The sequence below is a fragment of the bacterium genome (genome assembly GCA_008933615.1).
Classification (GTDB): domain Bacteria; phylum CLD3; class CLD3; order SB21; family SB21; genus SB21.
In genome coordinates, this window is the sequence record WBUR01000015.1 from 17,325 (window position 1) to 41,640 (window position 24,316).

The window sequence follows — 24,316 nt, forward strand, 5'->3', positions numbered from 1 at the left end:
TTTAAGAACGTACTATGTCTTCTTAAAAATTACTTCGTAAACACAAAGGTCTGGTTGATCGTTATCACGCCTTTTTTGCCTTTTGGAAAACTCCATCCGCGAATCTTATTGGTAACGCAAGATGATACTGCATTACCGACCGTGTTTTGGGTAACATTTACACCTGCAACACGTCCTGCCTGATTCACTTTGATTGCAACGCTTAACTTACCTTTAAGATCCGGAGATTTCTTCAATTCTTTTTGGTAGCATGAGTTCACCGCAGCTGCATTCGCATCAATTACGGACTGAATTTCGCCCGCAGAAGCTCCGGCTCCCGCACCGCCGGCAATAGACGCTTTACCGACGCCGATAAGGCCGCCGCCCGATTCTCCGGCCGACACAGACAAGCCTCCCGGATCGCCCAATAATGCGGTAAGATCACCAAGTCCGCCCTCACCGCCAACGCCGCCGCCGGCGCCTAAAACTGTTCGATCACTGCCGCCGCCGCCGGCTTCACCCAGACCGCCAATCTGTCCTAAAACATCATCTAAACCGCTGGAAGAACCGCTAAAATCAACTGAAGCATATTTTCCCGAAGAACCGGTTCCCGATGCTCCCGCAACGGCTAGAACGCCTTTGCCTGCCGCTTTCCCTGCCGCTTTCCCTGCGCGAGCCGCTGCAGCTGCCTTTGCCGCCGCCGCACGTCCTGCTTTACCAACGTTACCCGTCGGAGCTTTTATAGCTGTTGCCGGCCCTGTTGCGGTGCTTGTTTCTGTTTTTTCTTCTTCTTTGGGTTTATCAATTTCTTCGAGAAGTTTCGGATCAATCTTATTGATAACGCCGATTTTCTTTAAGAGCCTGTCCGAAATGACCGTGCTCACCGGAGGCTTGGGTTGCGCAGCCATGTAAAGCAGTGGCGTATACACAATCACCAAAGAAGCAAACCAGATCACTAGTATCTTCTTATCGAAAGACGCCCAATAATTCTTATGGAACTCTTTCGGGAAAGAAACAATCCTGATCTCCCGCGCGCCCGCAGAGGCTCTGCCTCCCGGAGGCGCAGCGCTGGCGTGTAAATTCTTATTGTTCTCTAACGGATTCATTGAAACCTCCTTAAAAGATCATACGTCCGTATAATCTGACACTATTTCATCTCTTCGTTTCGATATTAAAATCATCAAATCCCGAGCACATCCGCTTTATTGGACAAATTGCCCAAGAGCCGTAGATTAGCAAAACCGTTGCGTCCGCACGTGATGATCACTTTAAGTAAGACATTGAAAGGCAACCTTTCATCGCCAACGATAACTAACTCGCGCTTGAATTCGATGCCGAATTTAGACTCCAATTCAATGGCCCTAGACGCTTCTTCGTCCAATTTATCAGCCAATTCCTGTATAACGAAACTGTTTTTCTGTGCAATGATCTTATCCACATCTACGATAGCATCTTTCTTAAAAAAAAGATGCTGAGTTGAGACGTTGATCGCTAAGACTTTTTTCGGTTTCTGTTTTGTCAAAACCTTCGGAGGTTTTAGTCCGTCGGATTTGGTCGCCAGCGAACCTTCGGTACTGAAACTCATAAGCAAAAAGAGCAACATAATGGTAAGAATGTCCATCATGGAATTCATATTAAGAGTTCCTTCTGTACTTCCTCTGTTTTTCTTGGCCGCTGATGGTTTGAATGCCATTGTTTTTTTCCTTTTCTAAAAAATTATAACACGATCTTACCAACGCCGATATTGATAAACCACGGCTGTTTGACAATCTTTTTAGTATCCGGATCTTGCAGTTCTTTTACTGCCGAGGCGCCAATAATATCCATTGTGGTAACAATGGTTTGGTATTCAATAACGTCTTCGGCTGTAATAATGATCACGCGCTCGTCTTCAAAACCCTTGCCGCCGATCGCTTTTACTGCGTCTTTTAGTTTCTGATCCAGACCTTCAAAATCATAATTCCCGTCGGACAACTTCGGCAGCGTAGGCCCGCCGCCTGCTGCGCCGCTCAATACAACCGTGTTACCGGCTATCGTAAACCCCTTCTCCGTGATAACGAGTTTCAATCCTACTTTTCGGGGTTCTTCTTTGGGTTTATCTTGTTTATCTTCCGAGCTTGATGAAGATCCACCTCCAACGGGTGGCAGATTCAATTCAAGCCAACTGTTCTTTACAAATTGCGAACAACTGAGAAGCAAGGGAATCAAAATACACATCATGTTCATGATAGGGCGCAGATCAAGCTCCGTGCTTTCAACTTTTATACTTCTTCGCGCAGATGGTTTAAATGCCATATATTCACCTTTATCTTTTGATCAGCTTCTTTAATTCATACTTATGTGGAAATCAAAACAATAATCACTTACGAAAAACTATGAAAATTATCTGTTTCCGGTCATTAAGTTGATCAGTTTTACCATATGCTCATCCATCTCATCAATGATCTTGGTGGTCTTTGTAGTGATGATCGTATAGGCAATAATACAAGGAATAGCAACAGATAGACCCCAAATAGTGGTCTGCATAGCTGCCGAGATACCGCCTGCGAGTAACAATGCTTTTTGATCTTCAGGGAGTGAGGGATTAGCAACTGCGGCGAATGAAATAATAAGACCGTACACCGTACCCATCAGACCAAAGAGCGTCGAGACGTTACTAAGCATGGCAATATAACCGGAACGTTCAGTTAACTTGGGAATTATTTCCAGCGTACCTTCGTCAACGGCATTCTGAATGGCGCGGAAATCAAGAGGCCCGCCTTCTTTTTCAACTGCTCTCTTCAAACCGGCTAAAACAACCGATGGCAGCGCTTTATCTTTTGCTGTTTCACAAAGAGCAATGGCTTTTTTCAAATTACCGCCGGCAACCAGCTTGCGAATTTCTGCCATAAATTTGTTAGCATCTACATTGGAACGAACAAATATAAAATAAAGTCGTTCGGATATCATTGCAACAGCAAAAACGGCGCAAAAGGCAATAATCCACATATAGGAGCTTGCATCTTCAGACCATTTAAAACTCTGGAAAAATTTCTGAAAGAAAATTGCTGTTCCTGATGCTTGGGCCTCGCCCGCTGCCGGTTCCTGTGCAAACAGAGCGTTGGTCGAAAATAACATGGTTACATTCATCAGCACGACCAGTGCCAAACCCATAACTTTTTCAATACTCTTTTTCATGAAACAAACCTCCTGTTAAGTTCATTGAATGAATTTATTTGATATTATTCTAACTATAATAATCTTGCGAACTGTTTATGTCGGAATCTGTTACTTCCGATATGCAGGCTTGAATGAAGTGAAAATTAACGCAATTAATATACATACTATTTATTTAAATGCAAGTTTTTTTATTGGTTCAGATCAAGAGCCTATTCAAACTAACCGGAAAAGGCGACTTTAATTGCGCCGTTTTTTGATGAGCTTGTCGATCTCTTTCAAATCCACGTTATCTATGTTCAAAAACTCAGCTTTGTCAATGAATACCATGTCGAGGTACCGCCGTTTTATTTCCTTATCATACGATTTCTGGCCTACAACTTTTTCGATTTCCGGCCCGACGCGGCGGTTAAATAAGGAAACGCCGGGGCCTTCCACTTTACCTTTAACGGTGGACTTAGTAAAAAAGCTTATCTGTTCACCGGTAGGCTTATAATAAACCACGATGACGGTCTTGTCCCCAGCTTGTTCTTCTTTTACCGTATATAATTTCGGATCAGGAGGATTGCCTGTTGCAATGACGATCACCACTTGTTCACCAGTTTCGTCTTCCACGACATCCATGTCCGGATGTTTGACTTCCTGCGCAAAAGATTGCGCTGACATGGCCAATCCCGTCAGAAGCAATCCAATGAATCCGGCACATGTTAGTTTAAATATTTTCATACTATCACTCCTTTTATCTGCTTCGAACCACGCGTGAGCGGCGGATTAACAACTCTCTGAGTTGGTCGTTCGGCGGCAGCGGCGGATCGGCAAATTGCGCTGTAATATCTTCAACTTCGTTCACTTCCAAAAACAAACGTATACCGTAATGTTCTTTGGGAGTTTCTAAATCTTTTGATACAATAGCCAGAATATTAGTGCCCTGAACAAAGTTTTCCTGCAAGAGATAATGCAGATCAAGTGAATCGCCTTTCACATCCGGGTTTTCCTGTTGTTGCGATCCGATTAAGACGCCGTTGAGATAAAAGTCATATTCGCCGTCCGCTGCAATGTACATTTTTCCTTCTTGCGGGTTGCCTGCTATATTGAATGACTTACGGAAATAAACAATTTTTGCCGTATCAAGTTGCCGCTTAATCATGTCCTGTGTATATACCGGCTTGACAGACGTGTCCTGCAGAACCCATGTGTCTACGATTAAGCGTGTACCGCGGATGTACGATTGGGTTTCATTGGAATCGACAGCCGCCGCTGTGTCTGTGGTAACAGGCGCTATTCCGGCTGAATCTGCCAAGGTTTCGGTTATCATAGTGTCTTCCGGTACTATGATGCTCGGAGGTACGTATTTCGGCAATGGAGGCTTTACTACCGACTGGCCCAATCCTATCCACAGAGGATAAGCAAAATTGGTATCTAGAATTGCGTGCGCTGCAATTTCTGTATTGGGCGGCGGTGCGGCATTGTACCAGCCAAGATCGCTGTATGCCGGGGTCTGCCAGGATTCGAAAAATTTATTATTCGACAGCCAGTCATCATAATTAGAGGCATAAGTGCGGGTTAAAGATTTCAATTGCAATAATTTCGCATAATACTGATCGTATTTACCTAACAACGATAATATTCTCTTAGTGCCCTGATCATTGGTGACCGCAATATTATCGCCTTCAAGGCCGTTTGGATCTTGTTTCAGTTTAACCAGTTCCAGTGTCGTAGCTGAATTGAATGCCTCTTCTAAAAGGCTGCGCGCATTTTCCCTGGCGAAACTGAGAACCTGACTGTACGTTGCGCTGGCTTCACTGTAATACAAGAATGCTTCATCGGACTGATTTTTGAAATATTCCGCTTCATACCCTTTATAGTATTTATCCGCCGTATCCGCTTCCTGATAGTTGAGTCTGGCGAACTGATATGCAAATTCGAACATTTCTCTCTGAATCTGGCGAGCATCCTCGTCAAAAAGATTTTTTTCTTTCGCCTGTTTGACAGCTGAAGCGTAGGTCTTAATGGCTTGTTCGGCAATTGGTTTCGCAAACTGGGAAATGAACGTATTCATATCCAATGGAATTTCATAGAAAATCGTATAGAAATCTTTTCCAGTTTTCTTATCAATGTAGTTTTCCCCGCCGGCCACGACCTCGCGATAATGATCTGAGTTCTGCGTATAAAGCTGCATGGTGATAAACGAAAGTTTAGCCAATTCACCAGGTACGATGCCGGTAAAACGCACGATATTTCGACGGCATTCGCTGGTGTACTTGTCGCTGATTCCCAGCGAGTCCATTTCTCTGACAGCGGTTTCAAATGCAAGGATCGCATCGTTGACCGCCGGGAAAACCGCTTTAACCAGAATCTGCTGCTGATAACTTATGTAATCCAGCGTGCCGGGCAGAATTTCTTTCGGCAGAGGCGCGCTCAAATAGGTATCTAAAATTAATTTCTTCGAGTTAGCTACCGCATACAGAATTCTTGATATTTTGGATCGCGCCAGATCGCGGTATTGCACAGCTAACTGCTGTTGGCGGTACAGAGAAAATTCCTTTTCTTTAGCCGTTTTTCCTTCCCACGTCCATTTGAAAACCATCTGTGCAGAATCGGCGCTGTTTGGATACAATGCGTTAATTGAGTCACGAAGTTCTTTTTCGTCTGCGGCAAATTTTTCATACGCTTTATCTAAGAAAGCATACGCGTTCTTATATTCTTCAACCGCGCCGCGATAAGCGCCGGATGCCACGGAATACGCATCTTTCTGAGCCTGGATATACTTGACCAGATCTTTTTCCTGCTGAAATTGTTTGGTGGCCAAAGCGTCGCCGACTTCTTCGCGGACTAAACCGCGATAGTAGGTGGCCTCATAAGTACGAATCTGCGCATAACTCGTCACCGCCTCATATAACGTCATGAGTTCTTTGACAATCGAGATTTTCATTTCTTCTTTGTGTTCTACGCCGGGTTCCTTCAAGTGAATTTTTGCAAAGTCCTCATAACGCATCCGGGCCAATTCATACGCAGCTTCCGAAGAGAAATATTTATTAAAATCCAGATTGATCTTTTTCAGATCGTCACTTTTCTTTAGGGCGTCTCTGAATGCTGAGGTGGCTTCCGTACGACGATTTTTACGGAGATGGTTCATACCCACGTCGTAAAGCGATTGGACATTTCGTTTGTCATTGGGAAAAGTGGCGGCAAACTGACGGTATTTTTGGTAGGCTCGTTCTTCATCGCCAATCAAAAAGTATAGGTTCGCAACGCCAAAATCCATGGTGGAAGCATATTCTGATTTTGGATACCGTTTGACAAATTTTTCGCTGATACGGATTGCCTCGGTATTCATGGCTTTTCCTTCTGTCGAATCCCCTTGCGCGTTCGCACGTTTGGCAGCCTGTTCCACATAATATTCCGCATTATATAAGGCAATCTCAGCCGTCACGGCGCCTTTATTTACGGAGTAATTCGGATAGGTGTCCGCCAACCGTTCCGCTGTCTTTGCAGCAGACTTCATCTCTTTTAAATCGGCGTAGGTTGCCTGTACGTTCCATAACGCGTTCGGCGCATCCTTCAGGTCAGGAAATGAATCGGCATACATTTCATAGGCGCTAATTGAGCGTTTTAGTTCCTTTGAATTATTATATTCAATACCCGATTTAAAAAGGGATAAAGCCCGGTCGTCTCGTTTTGAATAACCGATGCGAGTACCTTCCTCATAAGCACGCTGGAATTCCCGCGCAGCTTTGGCGGGCTCTTTGTTGGTTTGGAAATCTTCGCCGCGTTTATAGATCGAATAGAAAATAACGTTTGTTGCTTGTTCCTTTTGCTCCTTACTCGAAACCGTGCTTTCCAGCAGCCGCTTTGCAACAATTTCCGAACTGCGGTAATCCTTACGGTCATAATACGTCTGCATCAGGTACTGCTGCGAGATCTGCGCCTTATCGCTGTTCGGATACCGTGTAACAATCGTATTAAAATATTGTCCTGATCTGCCGAAATTATTGTGATTATAATAGATCTGCCCGGCATAGGCCAGAAAATCCGGCGTCTTCTTCCCGGGAACACCCATAACGGGTTTTAGATTTTGAAGTGAGTCAACCGGATATTGAGTAACGGTATCGGAAAAAATACGGGCATAGCTGTTGATGGCATCGATCAGATTCTCCTCCCCGGATGACAGAGGAATGATGCTGTCGGCCGGCGCATTCACCGGCTTTTTGTATGGCGCCTTGCGGTACAATGAATCTGCAATAGTATAGGCCGTCATCGCCGCGTTATACCGATATAAATCCTGCGGATATAGCGTGGCAACTTTGACGTAATCTTCATAAGCGGAATCCAACAGACCAAAAAACCGGTACTGAATGAAGGCAAGATTATAATGGAAAAAATATGCATTGGTATCCACAGGAAAATATTTGATGAATTCGCGGCTGAAATCCATCGCAATTTTCCAGTCACCGAGATCATTCGACGCTTGAGCCTCGCCATAAAAATAGTAGATATTTTCGACCAAGACGTCGCGCGCCATTCGATTACCTTTTGCGACAATCTCTTTGTCCTCTTGAGCTTTCGACCAATCGGAATTGGGCTTATACGCGTTATATAATTTGTATCGATTCTCCAATACGCTGTCTAACAGTGTTTTAGCGATGGCCTTGTCGGTAACCGCGCGGGACAACCGGTCATACGTGGAAACAATTTTGTATTGGGCATCCGGCGCTCTCCAAAACTGCGGGTAATTCTGGACCAGGCTCTTATAGGCATATAAAGCCAAAGTATCCTTCTGTTCCAGATTATAAGACTCGCCTAATTGCCACATAATTTCAGGCGCATACCGTTTTTCATTTAATTTAGCTTCGTCGATGTACGACTTGATCAACCTGTAGCCGCCTTCATTGGTTCCTTGCGCCAAATCGATTTGTTCCGCCCAACGGTTAAAACTAATCCCGATATATACCAAAGCTTCGACATCCAATTCTTGTGTCTCATTATTATAATACTTGGCCGAATCAACATCGTCTATCAAATAGGTAAAATAGCTGATGGCCTGAGGATAGTTTCCCAGGCGATAGTGCGTCCATGCCAATTTATATACCGCTTCCGGAAATCGTTCTGCCGTCGGATAGTCCATAACTTTACTGTAATTCTTGATCGCTCTCTCAAGATCGGCGTCGCCGCCTCTGAGGAAATAGAATTCAGCAATACGATTATACGCTTCCGGCGCATATTTGCTATCCGGAAAACGAATGGCTAAATCCTGATAAATTTTTAAAGCTTCTCGCAGTTTCTTCTCTGACTCTTGTTTCCACCGTGTTTCCTGTTCAGGAAATGTCAAAGCGCGGCTTCGTAACTGATTGCCTTCCTGTTCGCGAATATACGCTATATTATACATGGCATCGACAACATACTGGCTCTCGGGATAACTTTCTATCAGCTTCTGATACGTTTTTGAAACGTCGGAGTAATCCATTTCCGGTTCAGGAAACTGGTTGGGCGGTTCAATACCGTCAAGCAACTCTTCAAGTTCCTTATCTTTCTTGCCTTGCGCAATCCATTGCTGACGTTTTTCTTCCCTCATGCGATCCCATTCACCAAGCCGCTTGGCATTCTCAGTGGAAATAGAATCGACTATGGTTTGGAAATTGTCGTTCAATGAATATAATAAATACTCGGCGCGCTGTAAAAGAACCAATGCGGTTGACGTAGAACTTACACTAACTTTTTCAAGATATTCTTTACTTTGTTTGAGGCCTTTATCCAATAACTGCAGTCTCTCCGTTTCCAGTTTTGATTTTTGTCCTTCGATATCTTCCTTCAGTTTCAATAAATCTTCACTGGAAACATTTTCCAGGGCTAAAGAATCATAATGCTTTGTCACATGGTCCTGAGCCAAGAGAAAACCTCCGGACACAACGCCCATCGTGAATACGCTCAGAAAAAGAACGGTAGTATGTAACACTTTTTTCATAAAATATCCCATTATGATTCTATTAAGCTGCTCTGATTGCGTGTTAGATAAGAAGAGTTAAAGTCTGTCATACCGTTTATCCAATATACTACGGCATACAAATTTTCAAACGTGGACTGAACCCGGAATTGCGAAAATTCTCCTTCGTCGTTCTGTCCACCCCCGCCGTTATTTGACGTGCTGTCCGCCTCTATTTTTTCACTCGGCATTTCATTATTCATTTCATCTGTACCGCTCTTAACGGCCGTGTCGATTGCTGCCGGCTCTTCCGTCGATTCTTCCTCCTCTTGAGGAATATTGACCGGCTCCGCAGGTAAAGTGTCCTGAGGAATTACGACCACTTCAGGAACAAGGTCATTATAATCAAACGGATCAATTTCCGGTTTTTCTGAAGCTTTAGCCTGGAAATATTCTTTCTCAAAGAATTGTTTTTGAGAAACCCGCATTTCCTGCATTTCTTTATCCCTGATTTCCTGTTCCTTCAGCTTAATTTCTTCTTCGATTGCCGCAATACGGCTCTCGTAATTCTTTTTTCGTGTTAACAGAATCTTGTCGATCTGAGACGCGGCGCGGGCCAGATCTTTAATCGTTTCATTCTTAGTTGTATTGATTACGTATGTTATGTTGTTACGCCCGTAACTGGCAAAATCACCCCATACGTCCAGATCGACGTAATTTTCAATCGGATCTTCCGTATAGAGCAACACTTCATAATCACTTAACCGGTAATAGAGATCGGCTAATTTTTTTCTTTCATATTGCAGCTTGATCAGCGAAGATTCTTTATTCTTTTCTTTGGCGGTCACCATCATATTATCTACCGTGATCAATTGATTTTGAATGAGTTCTTTTTCACGGGAAATTTTATCTTTCAGCGCGTTCAGCGACTTGTTTCTTGCGTCAATCTCACTGAGGGAGCGCGGGACTTTGTGTAATGAGAAATAACTTTGCGTTTCCACATCGGCATACGTGTCGGTAGTAGCGCCGCTAACGGAGTCCTTGCTTGATACGTACACCTGATCCAAAAACTTTTCGCCGCCGATCGCTTGGAATTCATTCAAATAGCCTGATAATTCTTTGTTCAGTTTATTAATTTCTTTTTGGTCTTTTGTTTCTTCGGCGTTCTTCAGTTGCCCTTCGGCAACTCTGATCTTACTGATTAGATTTGACATGGTTTGATAATAGCCCGCGGAACGCGTATCAGTGGTAATGGCTTTCATAAAGCCGTTATTCGTTGTCGCCTTCGCCAGTTTATCATATAGGCGGTCGTAATTCACAAAAGCCAGACTGTCATTTCGAAGACGGGCAATCGTTCGCGCTTCGCCCAACTGGCCCAGAACTTTAAACGACGAATCACGTTCCGAAACAAACTGATCCGCTAGATATTTAGCTTCCGTTGCTCCGGCAACATAATTAAAAGCGTCCACGGCCAATAACTCGCGATCTTTATCCGACAAGGTGGGGTCCAAAACCTGAATATTGCCAAGCAATGTTTTTGCTTCGTAATAATAATCCGATGCCGGATAGGTGCGTAATAATGAGTCCACAAAAACACGCGCGGTATCGATATCGTTATCTTTTAAGGCTGACCAGGATAAAACAAGCAAAGCGGCATCGTGGACATTCGACGCAGCAGGAATATTTTTCACATACGGATAGACTGCCTTGAGTTTTTGTCCGTTCGTAGTTAATTCAAATTTGATAAATGCAATTTTCAGCTTCGCAATGTCCTTCAGTTGTTTCTGCAGTTCAACACTGAAACCCCGGTTATTCGCCTCCAGCTTGACGACCGCTTCAAATTGTTCCAGCGCCTCAGGATACGTTTCCAAATTGGCATAGGCATGACCCATAACATACTTAGCCGGATAATAATACCGGGACGTATTCGGGATTTTTTTCAGAATGGCAATAGACGCCGAATAATCGGATGTTTTGAAGAGCGTGAGACCGGCCAGATAAAAGGGCTGATTATAACGCAGATCATTCTTATTGTTGGGCGTAACTTTTGACTCAAATTCTGCAAAATATTTTTGCATCCGGTTCCGGTCTGTCTGGATATAATTCATCACAACAAGATTAAAAAGGCATCTTTCGACAAACGGTGAAGACGGATAATCAGTCACGACTTTATAATAATTTTCCTCCGCATTGCCGAAATCTTTCATGCGGAAATAACTCTCGGCCAGATAAAATGTAATATCATCCAGTTCCGTAAAATAAGTCTTATAGGTAGTGAGGATGTCCTGAAATTCTATAGCGGCAACCGTATAACTGGCTTCTTTAAATCGTTTAAACGCTTGTTGTAATTGCCTCTCAAACAATGTTCTGACCTGGTCGTTTTCGCCGGATTTTAGAAGATGGTTACGAACCCCCAAAGCTTCGGCACGGGTAAGTTCATAGTCCATTCCGTACAATCTTTGGTACTCCATATGGAGTTCGTTAAGCCCCGACTGATTGGTATAACCCGGCATGAGATAGTTCTTTTTCTTCATCAGATCTAAATTATCCCGTATCGTTTTCAATCTCACACGTATGGAATCCTTCGACATGGGGAGTATAATTTTGGACTCGGATGAAGCCCTCAGTGCTTTTTTATCTTTACGGAATTTGAATTCACCGCGAATACTTGATATCAGGTCGAGCAAAATAACTTCATTATCGAGATAACGGTATGCAAAACTCTCATCAAGACTTTGAATGTACTGACTGACGCTTGTACGGTATTCTTTGCGAATTTCTTTATCCGATTTCTGCGCGAACGTATTAGCTGTGAAAATATGTCCCAACCCGATCAACATCGACATTGCGAAGATCCAATGGACGGGGTTTTTCGTTTTTTGCATAGATAGCCTCAAAGATTCGTTTTGTGTTGAAAACACAGACACTTCATGGAGTCTGACAGCAGCCCACCGAGCATGAAAAAGACAGATATGATAAGTCGTTTATTTAATCAAAACGAATTTAGTTTTTTTTAAATATGAAGTCAAGTTAAATTTAGGTTTAGTATAAAATTAACTATCGGAGGAAATAGCCAAACCAAGCTTAATTTATCTCTGTCCATTTGCTCGTTGCCAAAGCAGGGGTGTAAGAACCCAGAAATTCAAATACCGATTCACATGATTCCGCAACAAAATACATATTGCGGTGGTCTTCCTTTGCAAAGCGCCCGTCATACAGTAATTCAAAAAAAGCGGCGAGCGGATCAAAAAAGCCGTTTATATTCAGCAAAATGACCGGTTTGGTATGCGACCGCAGTTGCTTCAGGGTTAGCACTTCCAATATTTCTTCTAAAGTTCCAAACCCGCCCGGCATTGCAATAAAGGCATCCGCGCGATTTTCCATGATCTTCTTGCGCTCCCGCAGGTCCGTGGTCACGATCAGTTCATTCGACGCCTCATAGGCAATGCCTCTATTGTGCATGAATTCCGGTATGACCCCTGTGACTTTACCTCCATGGGAATGAACGGCGCGCGCGATGGCTCCCATCATACCGACATTACTTCCGCCGAATACAAGATCGTAACCGTTCTTTACCATCAACGCCCCCATGTCATGGGCGGCCTTGTAGTAAGAGTCTTCAAGCGCATCGCTGGACGAACAATACACCGTTATCTTTTTATTCACTTTGTTTTTTCTTAATTATATAACCCATAAGGCGGTAAGCCAACTTTGCCATATTGTAATCGGATATCGGGGACGTTTTCGTAGGAGCAAGTTCAACTATGTCAAAACCGATCACCGTTTTTTGTTCGCTGACCTTTCGAAGAAATTCCAGCGTATCAAACCATCCCAAACCGCCCGGCTCAGGGGTTCCCGTCGCCGGGATTATGCTCGGATCAAATCCGTCGCAGTCGATCGTGATATATACTTTGTCTTTCAGTTTGCCGATTGCTTTTTCCATCCAATGGGTTTGATTATAAATATCTTTTGCATAAAACGTATCAATATTATGTTTCAAGATCAGTTGCCGCTCTTCCATGCACTGCGCACGAATGCCAATTTGCACGATGTTTCTATTAAAATCCCAGATGCGTTTCATAACGCAAGCGTGGCTGAACGGCGTTCCGCTATAGGTTTCCCGCAGATCCGAATGGGCATCCAGTTGCAGCACTGAAAAGCCGTCCCCCAACCGAGCATGAAACGCCCTCGTTATCGGCCCGGTCACGGTATGCTCGCCGCCAAAACAAACCGGAATCTTTTTATCATCGAGAATTTTGCCGACCGATTTTTCGATCAAATGCAACGCTTTGGACCCCTTGAGAGATTTAAACGAAATCGGTTTCAATGTAGCCACACCAAAATTATAAATCGAATCCTGATCCAATTCCTCGTCATAAAACTCCACCAGTTGTGATGCCGCAATGATCGCGGAAGGCCCCTTACGCGTACCTTTGCCGTAGCTGGTCGTAGCCTCGTACGGCACGGGAAGCACCGCAAAATTAGAGGTTGCATAATCGCAATATTTTTTTTCGATACCCAAAAAATTGTTCGGAACTTTCTCCACGTTCGATTCTCCTTTTTTGTATTACACAGACCATAAATATTTATCCGAAGACTCATCCGGAATGGGTATGACCAAAGGCTTACGCGACGGACGCCGCACGATCTCGCGGTCGTTTTCATACACTGAGACGGATAACTGAAAAGAGTCGCCGGGCTTCAGGCCAAGACTCTCCATGGAAATCTCCGATTCAAATATCCGGCCAAATTTGTGCCGGCATTCGATCCGGCGATGATCTGCCGCCTCAAAAGATGCGGCTGAAAAAATCAATGTCGTAATGGATACAAATTCAAATTGCAAAGAATACCTGCCATCACGTTTGAATTTTTCAGTTACCTCGTCAAAAAAATCGACGCGTAAATAAACCGACTTTTCATCAAATCCGTAGTACACTTTTTTGAACCAGGGGTCGGAAACATGCATAGTGTCGCCGTCCAAATGCGCCTCATAAAACCCCGCATCAATCCATTCGTAAAAGTGGCTGACACGTCCGTCAATTTTCGGTTTGATATAGGAAGTAGGCAGTGTCATCACGGCTCCAGCCGACTGCAGCGCCATAATAGGCATGGCCAGGTACGACGGCGGAGAAACATGCAGGAGGTCATATACGCGCATCAAATGATATCGAAACAACGCGTCAAATTCAAACTTATTATCTGCCTGATGATCGTCCCCGAACCACCAAAACCAGTCGCTTCCCTCCGCGAGATATATTTCTTCCCATGCCGCCTCGATCGTTTCTTTTGAAAAATTTGCTTTGGATTTTTCAACTAAAAAATCACGCGTTGCTTTAACATATTTCCATGCCGTATTTTTTTCTTTATGGCTTCCGATCCAGATGTCGAAATTGTGGCTGATCCAGGAGCCCGGGTGTAAACGTGTAACAAGCGGGAAATGAATATTCTCCGTATCCGCCCGTTTTAAAAAATCGCCGATTGCCACAGACCGAATGGTACGGCTTTCGGATAATTTACTATACAAGTGCTTGAGAAAGTCGGCTCCGTTATCCCGGTAGAACTCCCAGCAATTTTCTCCGTCTAAAATAACATTTAATAAACAACCGCCGGGGTTTATATTTTTTTCCAGGAGTTTTTTGCGGACTTTATCAACGCGTGAAATAAAATCATTAGCCGCATCTTCGGATTTCATTTCCGAATATGCAAACCCGATCGCGTCGGATAACCCGTGATCACGAAAAACTAAAAACAGTTTCTTTCCATCCCGTTCCCACACGTGGGGCAAACAAATATTTTTTTCGGGATCGTCCACATCGGAATTTTCTAGTATCTCCTGATCGGTAGCTAACCATTCAAAATCTGATGCGGCGACCCTTTGCAATGCCTCGTCGCTCACGCCGCCTTCGGAAGGCCACATGCCGGTTGGCTTAAATCCGAATAGTTTATCAAAATAAGACACCGATTTCTGTATTTGTTTTTCAGCGTCTTCCGGGTGTTTGAAGAGAAAAGAGGAATCCGGGCTCTCTTTCACAGAATGGTTTGCAACGTCCGAATTACATAATAGAGGAAGAATGGGATGATAAAACGGCGTAACCGATAACTCGATCTTGTTTTCCTTTACCAATCTTTGATACAGGGGTATGACCTCTCCCATAATACGGTAATGCCCGTCTATGACGTCCTTTTTATCCTTATCGGAAAAATGACTCCCTTTTTTTAAAAGAGACTTAAAAGGATCCTGCTTTTTCCAGTATTCACCGACCCAACACAAATTGTACCAAACCTGCAGGTCGGTAAAATCCTGTAAAGAAAGTATTTCTTTTTTTTCTTTTTTGGTTAAAAGTTCGTGGTATCGCTTGTGCGGAAAAATCAGTCGTTTATGATTGGCAAGAAAAAAAGTCTTAAGTATACTCTCTTTATCCGTTTCCGTAAGTTCTGACGATTTAATCCGCGTTAACTGAATTACGCGATCCTCAGCCTTTTGGTGTACGTAATCCTCCAGTTGCACGAGTAAGGAAGGAACGAGATTAAAGTTTTGTTTTAGATTGGGGAAGTCATCCATCCATCGCGGCAGATCAAAATAATCTTTTACGGCATGCAATCGAACCCACGGCATCTGGTAGATACTTTTCCCGTTCGCCTGAATGATCTTGTAATACGGCTGATGTTGATGCCAGAGGAAAGAGATATTGAGTTTGGAGTCCATCGGTAAAAAATTACAAATAAAAAATGGATTATCAAATACAAAGTATTCAATAATCCATATTTGTGAAAATAATTGTTTCTGTTTATGAGCCTAACTCTTCCAATGCAGATTTGGCTTCACGAGACAGGCTGGTCTCCGGAAACTCTTTCACAATGCGTCCATACCACGTTTTTGCATTATCCGACTGATTCATCACGCGATAGGCTCTCGCGAGGCTCATCATGATCTCGGCTTTATTATAATTTTCCGAATATTTTTTTAATGTTTTTTCGTACTGATCAACGGCTTCCTGATATTTATTTAATCCTTCGTAGCAGGCCGCTATGCCAAGCATCGAAGAAACGGTGAATACCTCGTTATCGCTGTAATCATCTATGTATTTCTCATAATTCGTCAAGGCAAAATCGTACTGATCGGTATTAAAATAAGAATTGGCCAGGTAATACGTTCCGGCACTGCCTCCTGTAGTTCCCTCATATTCCGTACAAAATTTTTCAAGCCGGCGAATGGCTTCGCGATAATCTCCGGAGAAATAGATCTGCTCTGCGGATACCAGTTTATTAATGGATTCTTCATTTTGGGACTTGTGGTAGGTCACATACGCGTAAATAATCACGGCAACAGCCACAACGGCCATAGCAATCCGCGTAATGGTTTGACGGTTAGCCTGTGTAAAGTCCGACACCGTTGCAATTTTGTTCAATAGCGGATCCTGATGAAGTTCTTTACGCGAAATTTTTTTTCTGGGCGTTAACATTCCTCTTCATGCTCCTTCAATAAAAAATGGTCGACGATAACCTTGTGCCCTTGGCGCGACTTGAACGCACGACCAACAGTTTAGGAAACTGCTGCTCTATCCAACTGAGCTACAAGGGCGTTCATAAAAAATGCTGGCAAATGTAGGCCTTCGAGTAAGAAAATGCAAGTAGAAATAAAAAATTATTTGCTCACAATCACTTTGGCGTGGCGTATGACTTTATCGTATAAATAATAGCCTTTTTCGTGCTCGTCTACGACCGTATTGGGCTCCGTGTCCGGGGCATCTATCTGTATCAGGGCATCGTGAAGATTCACATCCAACGGCATACCGATCGACTCTATGGCTTTTAGTCCTTTTGCCTCCAGCGTTTTTACGATTTTTTTATAGATAAACTCAACGCCCTGCACAAATTGCTGCACCTTCGCGTCGTCTGATGTAATTTCTTTTGATACTTTGATCGCGCGTTCCATGTCGTCGATCACCGGCAATAGTTCCAATATTAATTTTTCATTGGCTGCTTGCATAAACTGGCTCATGTCGCGCTGCGATCGTTTTTTATAATTGTCAAATTCAGCCAACGTGCGCAGCAGCTGGTCTTTAAGCGCATCCGCTTCCGATGGCGTTTCCGATTTTTGGCCAATGGAAATTGAATTTTCTTCGCCTTCCAACTTCTCTTCCGTCAGAGCTAATTCCTCGGTAGTAATTTCTTTCTCCTTCTCATTGATGTTCATTTCATCTGTCATGATACAATATCCTCATCTATTCTAATCGTTATTTAACGCTTCATCCAGCAAGTTCGCCGTGTGCCGCACCAGCGGAATAATTTTTCCATAGGGCATACGTTTAGGGCCGATCACGCCTACCGTACCCGTCACGTCTCCAAGCCGGTAATTGGCTTTGACAATGCTGCACCCGTTCATATCCTTAATGTCGTTTTCACCACCGATCGTTACAGCCACGCCGCCGCCTTCGATTTGTTCGCTTAACAGGTCAACAAATCTGCTCTTTTCTTCAAGCATCCGTATAATCGCAAACGGATCATTGCTCTCGGAAAAATCAGGTTTCGACAAAATATTATTTGCTCCGGCAAACGTCAGCAGGTTCTTATCGTCAAAATTGAACAGTTGATCCGATGAACTTAAAAAAACGCGATAAAAATGACGCCGCTGCGTATCGGTAAATGACAAATCCTTCAAGCGATCAGCGATGGTCTTACGAATTTCCGCGACGGTCAATCCGCTCAGGCGCTCATTCAGTACCTGTTCGATCTTGGGCAATTCTCCGTGCTCGAGATTCGATTCTACTTCCAGAATCACGTTTTTTACGAAGCCGGACCTTAAACTGAGTTCGATCAATATCCGGCCAACTGCGATCGGAATCAGATTCAATTTTTCAAAAATACAAAGATTAAAACGCGGCGAAAGAATGATTCCTAATTCATTAGAAATATCTGCGAGCGCTTTGGATGAAAAAAATAAAACATCGTCAACGCCTTTGGCTATCTGTGATATTTTGTGCGTGATCTCGCGAATAGCGGATGACAGAATTGTTTTTTCCTGAACCGATAACTCCTCCAGATCAACCATGTCGTTGACATAGGCACGATAACCCTTATCCGTCGGAACGCGGCCGGCGGACGTGTGCGGATGCCGGAGATACCCTTGTTCTTCCAACTCACTCATAATATTCCGAATGGTCGCAGCGCTAATATCCATAGGCAATTGTTTGGAAATAAATCCGGAACCAATGGGGTTGCCCGTGTCAATAAATAACCGCACCACATATTTCAGAATAAGTTTTTCTCTGTCTTTTTTGTTCTGGCTCATGAAATTTTTTCAAAAAATAACAAAATACTGCCGCCAAAATTCGATAGGTTTTATGGATTCCGGTTTATTCCTCCAGGATAACTCCGCCTTCTTTAAACACGCACAAACCGTCTCCCTCAGTTCCGATCCAAATATTGCCGTTTTCATCGACGGCAACAGCATTAATGCGATCGGATGGAATCTTGGAATTATTGGTATTATAAATCGTCCAATTCGTTCCGTCAAACTTTGCAAGACCTTTAGTAGTGCCAATCCATTTATTGTCATCGGCATCGATCGTAAATCCCTTAACGATATTATCCGGTAGTCCGGAATTGGACGTAGTATAGTTGGTCCAATTCTTACCGTCAAATTTAAGCAAGCCCCGTGAAGATCCGATCCAAACATTACCTTTTTTCGAAACATGTATGTTGCGAACATTCATCGATGCGGTTTTGGAATTTGAAGTATCGTATGCCGTCCACTTTTGTCCATCATAGCATTCCACGGTAGACGCCGTTCCTATCCAAATCTTTCCTTTGCCGTCATGTGTGACGGCATTTACTATTGCATCCATAATGCCATTGGTGGAATTGAACGTTTTCCAGTTTGTTCCGTCATATTGACCTACGCCGGCTCCGGATGCAATCCAGACAATACCTTTCTCATCAATTGTCACCTCGTTGATTAAGTTGGATGGGAAACCTGGATTGGAAATATCGTAGGAATTCCAGATGTCTGCACCATCAAATGTGCTCAATCCGATCGCCGTACCGATCCATTTTATTCCATTATTGTCAGTCACAATCGATTTTACGTCGCCGTCTGACAGACCGGAAGCTTCATTATACATGAGACGTTTCTCATTTTTATAATCAAATTTGATCAAGCCTTTTTTCGTACCATACCAAACAAAGTCTTTCTCATTCAAAATGGCGGAAATATTATCTCCTTTAGTATTGCTGTAATAAATCCATTCCGGTTTACCGGAACAACTTGTCAACAGCATTACGCTTGCAACTATCACAAGCGCAAAAGTGAGTGATTTTTTCATAAGTCCTCCTGTGGGTTTGGGTTCATGGTTAGGTGCATTAACCCCATTTCTGTGACAATCTTAAGAAACCGTGAATAATTCAAGGGCCCAGAGTTTATCTATTCTACAACCCATGTGTCGCCCTTGTTGAGAAGAGATGCTATATTTCCAGCACCTAATCTGTCTTTTGCAAAAGCAATCTGCGTTTTCATATCCTGATCGTAACATCCCTTTGTTATTGCACGAAACACGCCGGTCGGCGTGGGCAGTCCGGGATCTTCCGTCATCTGGCTGTATATGAATGCCAGCGTCGGGTCGTTGACCGACACGTCGTGCACTAAAAGATCGCTGACGGAATATTTACCTTCATCCAGATTCACAGCTTCAGGTTTAAAACCTTTCAAATGTATGCCTTTGTTGCGTGCTTTGCCAAACACGAGCGGCTTACCATGTTCCAGCAAAAGCGTATTATCGAGTTTTGTTTCTTTATTAGTTAACGATTCAAACGCACCGTCATTGAAGATATTACAGTTCTGATAGATCTCCACAAAGGCCGTCCCACGATGATTATGCGCCGCGCGAATGACTTCCTGCATGTTTTTTGGATCGCGATCCATCGCCCGTGCAACAAAAGTAGCGCCGGTTCCCAATGCAACAGCAATCGGATTGAACGAATGTTCCAGCGAACCCATCGGAGAGGATTTGGTCACTTTACCGTGTTCCGACGTCGGTGAATACTGTCCTTTCGTTAATCCGTAAATACGGTTATTGAACAAAAGATATTTCAGATCCAAATTGCGGCGCAAAACATGAATAAAATGATTACCGCCAATGCTGAGCGAGTCGCCGTCGCCGCTCACAACCCATACGTTGAGGTCGGGATTGGCAATTTTTATTCCGGTAGCGATCGCCGGAGCCCGCCCGTGAATCGTATGAAAACCATAGGTATTCATATAATATGGGAACCGGCTGGAACAGCCGATCCCGGAAACAAAGACATATTTTTCCTTATTTAAAGAAAACTCCGGCAGCGTGCGCTGAACCGTCGCTAATATCGAATAGTCGCCGCATCCCGGACACCATCGTATATCCTGGTCGGATTCGAAATCTTTTTTTGCAAGTTTGATTACCGGCGTCTCAGTTACGGTACTCATGCATACTCCTATCTATAATAATTCTTCAAACGTTCTCAGTTTATTTTTTCGAAGTCAATATTTCCGCGATCTTTCTTTCGATTTCTCCTGCGGTAAACGGCTGCCCTGTTATTTTACTTAAACCGTGCGCATCGACCAAATATTCCGCTCGAATGAGTTTAACTAGCTGCCCCAGATTTACTTCCGGGACCAATACATATTTAAATCGTTTCAGAATATCGCCTAAATCTTTTGGAAATGGATTGATCCAGTGCAAATGTAATCTGGATACTTTCATATTTTTTTTCTGACATCTTTCCACCGCTGTGCGAATCGCGCCGTACGTTCCGCCCCAACCGACAATAAGCAATTCGCCTGATTTTGGCCCGAAGATCTCGGTTGGCTTGATATCGTTAACTATGCTTTCAATTTTCGCCGCTCTAATGCGGCACATGTAATCGTGATTGTCAGGTTCATAATTAACGGTACCTTCTATATTTTTTTTCTCAAGTCCGCCGATTCGATGTTCCATTCCCGGTGTACCCGGAATAACCCACGGCCTTGCCAGGGTCTTTTGATCGCGCGCATAGGGAGCAAACCCTTCTTTATTCGTCGCATACTTTACATTAAATTCCGGCAGACTATCAGGATCGGGAATACGCCACGGTTCGGCCCCATTACCTATATACCCATCTGTCAGCAGTAAGACCGGCGTCATATATTTAACGGCGATGCGGGAAGCTTCGTACGCCGTTTCGAAACAATCTCCGGGCCTCGATGCGGCAATGATCGGCACCGGCGATTCGCCGTTTCTTCCGTACATCGCCTGAAGCAAATCGGCTTGTTCCGTTTTCGTTGGCAATCCCGTACTGGGGCCCGCACGTTGCACATCAATGATGATAAGAGGTAATTCCGCCATCACGGCGAGATTGATCGCTTCGCTTTTTAGACACAACCCGGGACCGGACGTGCTGGTAATCGCAAGATCGCCGGCAAACGACGCCCCGATGGCGGATGCAACTGCTGCGATTTCGTCCTCAGCCTGAAAGGTCTTGACTCCGAAATTCTTGTATTTAGCCAATGTATGTAAAATATCGCTGGCGGGAGTAATCGGGTACGAGCCTAAAAATAATTCCAACCCTGATTTTTGAGAAGCTGCAATAAGCCCTAAAGCCGTCGCTTCGTTACCGCCGAGATTACGATATTTTCCTGGAGGCAGTTTTGCAGGATTAACTTCATAAGAATTCACAAATGCTTCGGTGGCATCGCAATAAGAATGTCCCGCGCGCAATGCGAGAATATTAGCTTCGGCTAATTTTGGCTTTTTAGCAAACTTGTCCTGCAGGAATTTGATAGTGGTCTCCATCGGACGGTTGAACAACCAATAGATCATGCCGAGCGCAAAAAAGTTTTTACTTCGCTCCATTTCACGAAAGTCAAGCCCTGTCTCTTTAAGCGCCGCTTTGGTGTGCGACGACATTTGGACTTTGAAAGTTTGATATCCATCCACCGACCCGTCTTCCAACGGATTGCTTGTTAAGGCGGCAAGTTTTAATCCTTTTTCATCGAAACTTTCCGCATTGACTATTAAGACACCATTGGGTTTGAGGGCTTTGATATTGGCCTTCAATGCCGCGGGATTCATCGCAACCAAAACGTCAACTTCATCGCCAGGCGTATGGATATCAAAACTGCCGATGTGCAATTGAAAACCGCTAACACCGGCCAGCGTACCGATCGGGGCGCGTATTTCCGCCGGATAGTCCGGTAACGTGCCGACATCATTACCAAACAACGCAGAGGTGTTGGTTAACTCCGTTCCGACTAGCTGCATACCGTCTCCGGAATCACCGGCAAAACGAATCGTGACCTCCTCTAAACTCTTTACAGCATCCGAAGCCATTTAAAATTCTTCCTTTCCCATGATCGTATATAAAACAAAAAAATAATCACAGCGTTATGGATATGTCCGGAACAACACAACTATACCGACACTGATATCACTCGAAATAAATCGAGTAAATATATGGACATCTGATGTAAGTATCAAGCGGGTATGCAGATTTTTGAAATAAAAAAGAATGTGCCTTACGCCTTCATTGAAAACGGTCACTCTTCGGTGAGTTTCAGAAGATTCATCAAAACCTCATTCGTTATAGTTACAGGCCGGTCGGAATCGGTACCGGATGCCGAAGATTTTTCTGCAGCATGGGTTGCCGAGGGTTCTGCGGGTTCGATCGATCCCAGAGCTAATTTTATCACGGCCATTCCGACACCCGTCTCTGCATGTAATCCTTCAGTGATCGTGGACATACCCGTGATCTTGACTACATAGATTCCATCTTCTATTTTCTTAGCAGGAGTGGATGTTGATTCCGAAGCATTAAATCCATAGCGTATTTTTCGCGCGTGTCCCGGAATACCGGTAATACGCCAATATTCCTCGATTTTCTTAACCTGCTCTTGCCGGTCATTTGTCGTTCGTGAATATTTTCCGACAGTTAAATTAAAAAAGTCAATGCTCATCGGGACGTCCGATGAAGTACTCCATTCGAGTTCCCACGCCTGACCGCCCAGCGAGATCGTCTTCTGTTGCGGCTTGACAGTCCCGCTCTTGACTATTATTAGAAATTTATCTTTTTCGTTTACCATGGGTTACCAATCTACAGCAACTTTGACCATATTCTGTTCTACGTCATTATACGCGATATAGCCGTTTTCCTTTCCATACATAACGACGTCACGCAAAACTTTTACATCCTGTTTACAATATTCAATGATTTCATCCACCCGTCCTTCTTTCCACCACTGCAGGGCAAGCAAACCGTCGGCACTTTTCCCGGCGCCAAGCGTTGCCATGGCAATACTCTCCAGGCGAATACGGTGTTTCAGTTTTCCGCTCAGGTATTCCGCCACATCAAAAGATTTCTGGTGAAGGGCCGACACATCGCCGTAATGCGATAATACTTTGCTGTCAAAATTATTCCCATTAAACGAAACAACCATATCAAAGTCCGACATATAGCGGATCATCTCGCGCGTGTCCTTTTCATACCATACCTTGTAACCGTCGTCTTCCGTATAGCTGACGGCAATGGAAATGAGCATCAGGTCGGCGCGATCCCAGCCGCCAACTTCGTCGGCGCGTTTTTGCGTCTCGACGTCGTAGAAAACCATTCGTTTATTATCGGTGAGTCTTTCAGAGGATAATTCAGCTGTTCCGGCCAACTCAAAATGCGAATAACAGCTAAACCAAAATTCTGCAGGATATCTCTCTTCGTAGATGGGCATTATATAATACTATTCCTGATCGTAGGTAACTAAAGAAACGAGATCATAGGGTTTCAGCTTATCGCGCCCGGATAGAAATGTCAGTTCAACCACTACAGCGATACCGCCAACAATGCCGCCCAATTGCTCGACCAGATCGCACGTTGCACGCACCGTTCCGCCCGTTGCAAGCAGGTCATCCACAATGAGAATCGTCTGTCCTTCTACAATCGCATCGGTATGCATGTGAAGAACATTCTGTCCGTATTCGAGTTCATACGATGCAGAAATGGTTTTTGCCGGTAATTTTCCAGGTTTTCTAACGGGAATAAAGCCTACGCCTAATTCGCCAGCGATCATAGAACCGAAAATAAAACCGCGCGATTCGATTCCGGCCACAGCGTCTATTTTTCTATCACGAAACCTTTCTGCCAATTCCATGCACGATTTCTTGAGCGCTTCGGCGTTTCTGACCAACGTTGTAATATCTTTAAAATTGATCCCCGCCTTCGGAAAATCCGGAACACTGCGTATAATTTTTTTATAATCCATAT

Annotated in this window: 19 protein-coding genes and 1 tRNA gene; all 20 read right to left on the reverse strand. The window is 44.0% G+C overall.

Annotated elements, in window-relative coordinates:
* Positions 1-29: 29 nt before the first annotated feature.
* The 20 genes from F9K33_07125 to F9K33_07220 all read right to left on the reverse strand — a co-directional run bounded on the left by F9K33_07125 (position 30) and on the right by F9K33_07220 (position 24,314).
* Positions 30-1,085 (reverse strand): AgmX/PglI C-terminal domain-containing protein, encoded by a 1,056-nt coding sequence (locus tag F9K33_07125; GenBank protein KAB2879934.1) that lies wholly within the window; start codon positions 1,083-1,085, stop codon positions 30-32.
* A gap of 74 nt (positions 1,086-1,159) precedes the next feature.
* Positions 1,160-1,672 carry a biopolymer transporter ExbD gene (locus F9K33_07130; GenBank protein ID KAB2879935.1) on the reverse strand — a complete coding sequence of 171 codons (513 nt, stop codon included), beginning with the start codon at positions 1,670-1,672 and terminating at the stop codon, positions 1,160-1,162.
* 23 nt (positions 1,673-1,695) lie between these two features.
* On the reverse strand, positions 1,696-2,274 hold the full coding sequence (locus F9K33_07135; GenBank protein ID KAB2879936.1) for a hypothetical protein: 579 nt from the start codon (positions 2,272-2,274) through the stop codon (positions 1,696-1,698).
* 87 nt (positions 2,275-2,361) lie between these two features.
* Complete coding sequence (locus tag F9K33_07140) at positions 2,362-3,156, reverse strand: MotA/TolQ/ExbB proton channel family protein (protein ID KAB2879937.1); 795 nt, start codon at positions 3,154-3,156, stop codon at positions 2,362-2,364.
* A gap of 219 nt (positions 3,157-3,375) precedes the next feature.
* Positions 3,376-3,861 (reverse strand): hypothetical protein, encoded by a 486-nt coding sequence (locus F9K33_07145; GenBank protein ID KAB2879938.1) that lies wholly within the window; start codon positions 3,859-3,861, stop codon positions 3,376-3,378.
* A gap of 13 nt (positions 3,862-3,874) precedes the next feature.
* A complete protein-coding gene (locus F9K33_07150; protein KAB2879939.1) occupies positions 3,875-9,109 on the reverse strand; it encodes a tetratricopeptide repeat protein in 5,235 nt (1,744 codons plus the stop codon).
* Complete coding sequence (locus F9K33_07155) at positions 9,109-11,940, reverse strand: tetratricopeptide repeat protein (GenBank protein KAB2879940.1); 2,832 nt, start codon at positions 11,938-11,940, stop codon at positions 9,109-9,111. The genes F9K33_07150 and F9K33_07155 overlap by 1 nt, the downstream gene beginning before the upstream one ends.
* 199 nt (positions 11,941-12,139) lie before the next feature.
* Positions 12,140-12,721 carry a TIGR00730 family Rossman fold protein gene (locus F9K33_07160; protein ID KAB2879941.1) on the reverse strand — a complete coding sequence of 194 codons (582 nt, stop codon included), beginning with the start codon at positions 12,719-12,721 and terminating at the stop codon, positions 12,140-12,142.
* A complete protein-coding gene (gene speB / locus F9K33_07165; GenBank protein KAB2879942.1) occupies positions 12,714-13,601 on the reverse strand; it encodes an agmatinase in 888 nt (295 codons plus the stop codon). Before speB ends, F9K33_07160 begins: the two co-directional genes overlap by 8 nt.
* 21 nt (positions 13,602-13,622) lie before the next feature.
* The gene (locus F9K33_07170) at positions 13,623-15,761 is read right to left on the reverse strand and encodes a glycoside hydrolase (GenBank protein KAB2879943.1); all 2,139 of its coding nucleotides are present in this window, start codon (positions 15,759-15,761) and stop codon (positions 13,623-13,625) included.
* An 82-nt stretch (positions 15,762-15,843) separates the two neighbouring features.
* Entirely contained in the window at positions 15,844-16,518 is a 675-nt protein-coding gene (locus F9K33_07175; GenBank protein ID KAB2879944.1) for a tetratricopeptide repeat protein, read from the reverse strand.
* 45 nt (positions 16,519-16,563) lie between these two features.
* Positions 16,564-16,637 (reverse strand) — tRNA-Arg (locus F9K33_07180).
* 63 nt (positions 16,638-16,700) lie between these two features.
* Positions 16,701-17,264, reverse strand: a complete 564-nt coding sequence (locus F9K33_07185) for a nucleotide exchange factor GrpE (GenBank protein KAB2879945.1) — start codon at positions 17,262-17,264, stop codon at positions 16,701-16,703.
* Between the two features lie 21 nt (positions 17,265-17,285).
* Positions 17,286-18,347: a heat-inducible transcription repressor HrcA gene (gene hrcA, locus F9K33_07190; GenBank protein KAB2879946.1), complete on the reverse strand. Its 1,062-nt coding sequence runs from the start codon at positions 18,345-18,347 to the stop codon at positions 17,286-17,288.
* Between the two features lie 64 nt (positions 18,348-18,411).
* Positions 18,412-19,380: a hypothetical protein gene (locus tag F9K33_07195; protein KAB2879947.1), complete on the reverse strand. Its 969-nt coding sequence runs from the start codon at positions 19,378-19,380 to the stop codon at positions 18,412-18,414.
* 98 nt (positions 19,381-19,478) lie between these two features.
* Entirely contained in the window at positions 19,479-20,513 is a 1,035-nt protein-coding gene (locus F9K33_07200; protein KAB2879948.1) for a 2-oxoacid:ferredoxin oxidoreductase subunit beta, read from the reverse strand.
* A gap of 40 nt (positions 20,514-20,553) precedes the next feature.
* Entirely contained in the window at positions 20,554-22,395 is a 1,842-nt protein-coding gene (locus F9K33_07205) for a 2-oxoacid:acceptor oxidoreductase subunit alpha (protein KAB2879949.1), read from the reverse strand.
* Positions 22,396-22,601: 206 nt separating this feature from the next.
* The gene (locus tag F9K33_07210; protein ID KAB2879950.1) at positions 22,602-23,144 is read right to left on the reverse strand and encodes a hypothetical protein; all 543 of its coding nucleotides are present in this window, start codon (positions 23,142-23,144) and stop codon (positions 22,602-22,604) included.
* A gap of 3 nt (positions 23,145-23,147) precedes the next feature.
* Positions 23,148-23,783, reverse strand: coding sequence for a hypothetical protein (locus F9K33_07215; GenBank protein KAB2879951.1), 636 nt, complete (start codon positions 23,781-23,783; stop codon positions 23,148-23,150).
* A gap of 9 nt (positions 23,784-23,792) precedes the next feature.
* The gene (locus F9K33_07220; GenBank protein KAB2879952.1) at positions 23,793-24,314 is read right to left on the reverse strand and encodes an adenine phosphoribosyltransferase; all 522 of its coding nucleotides are present in this window, start codon (positions 24,312-24,314) and stop codon (positions 23,793-23,795) included.
* Positions 24,315-24,316: the final 2 nt, after the last annotated feature.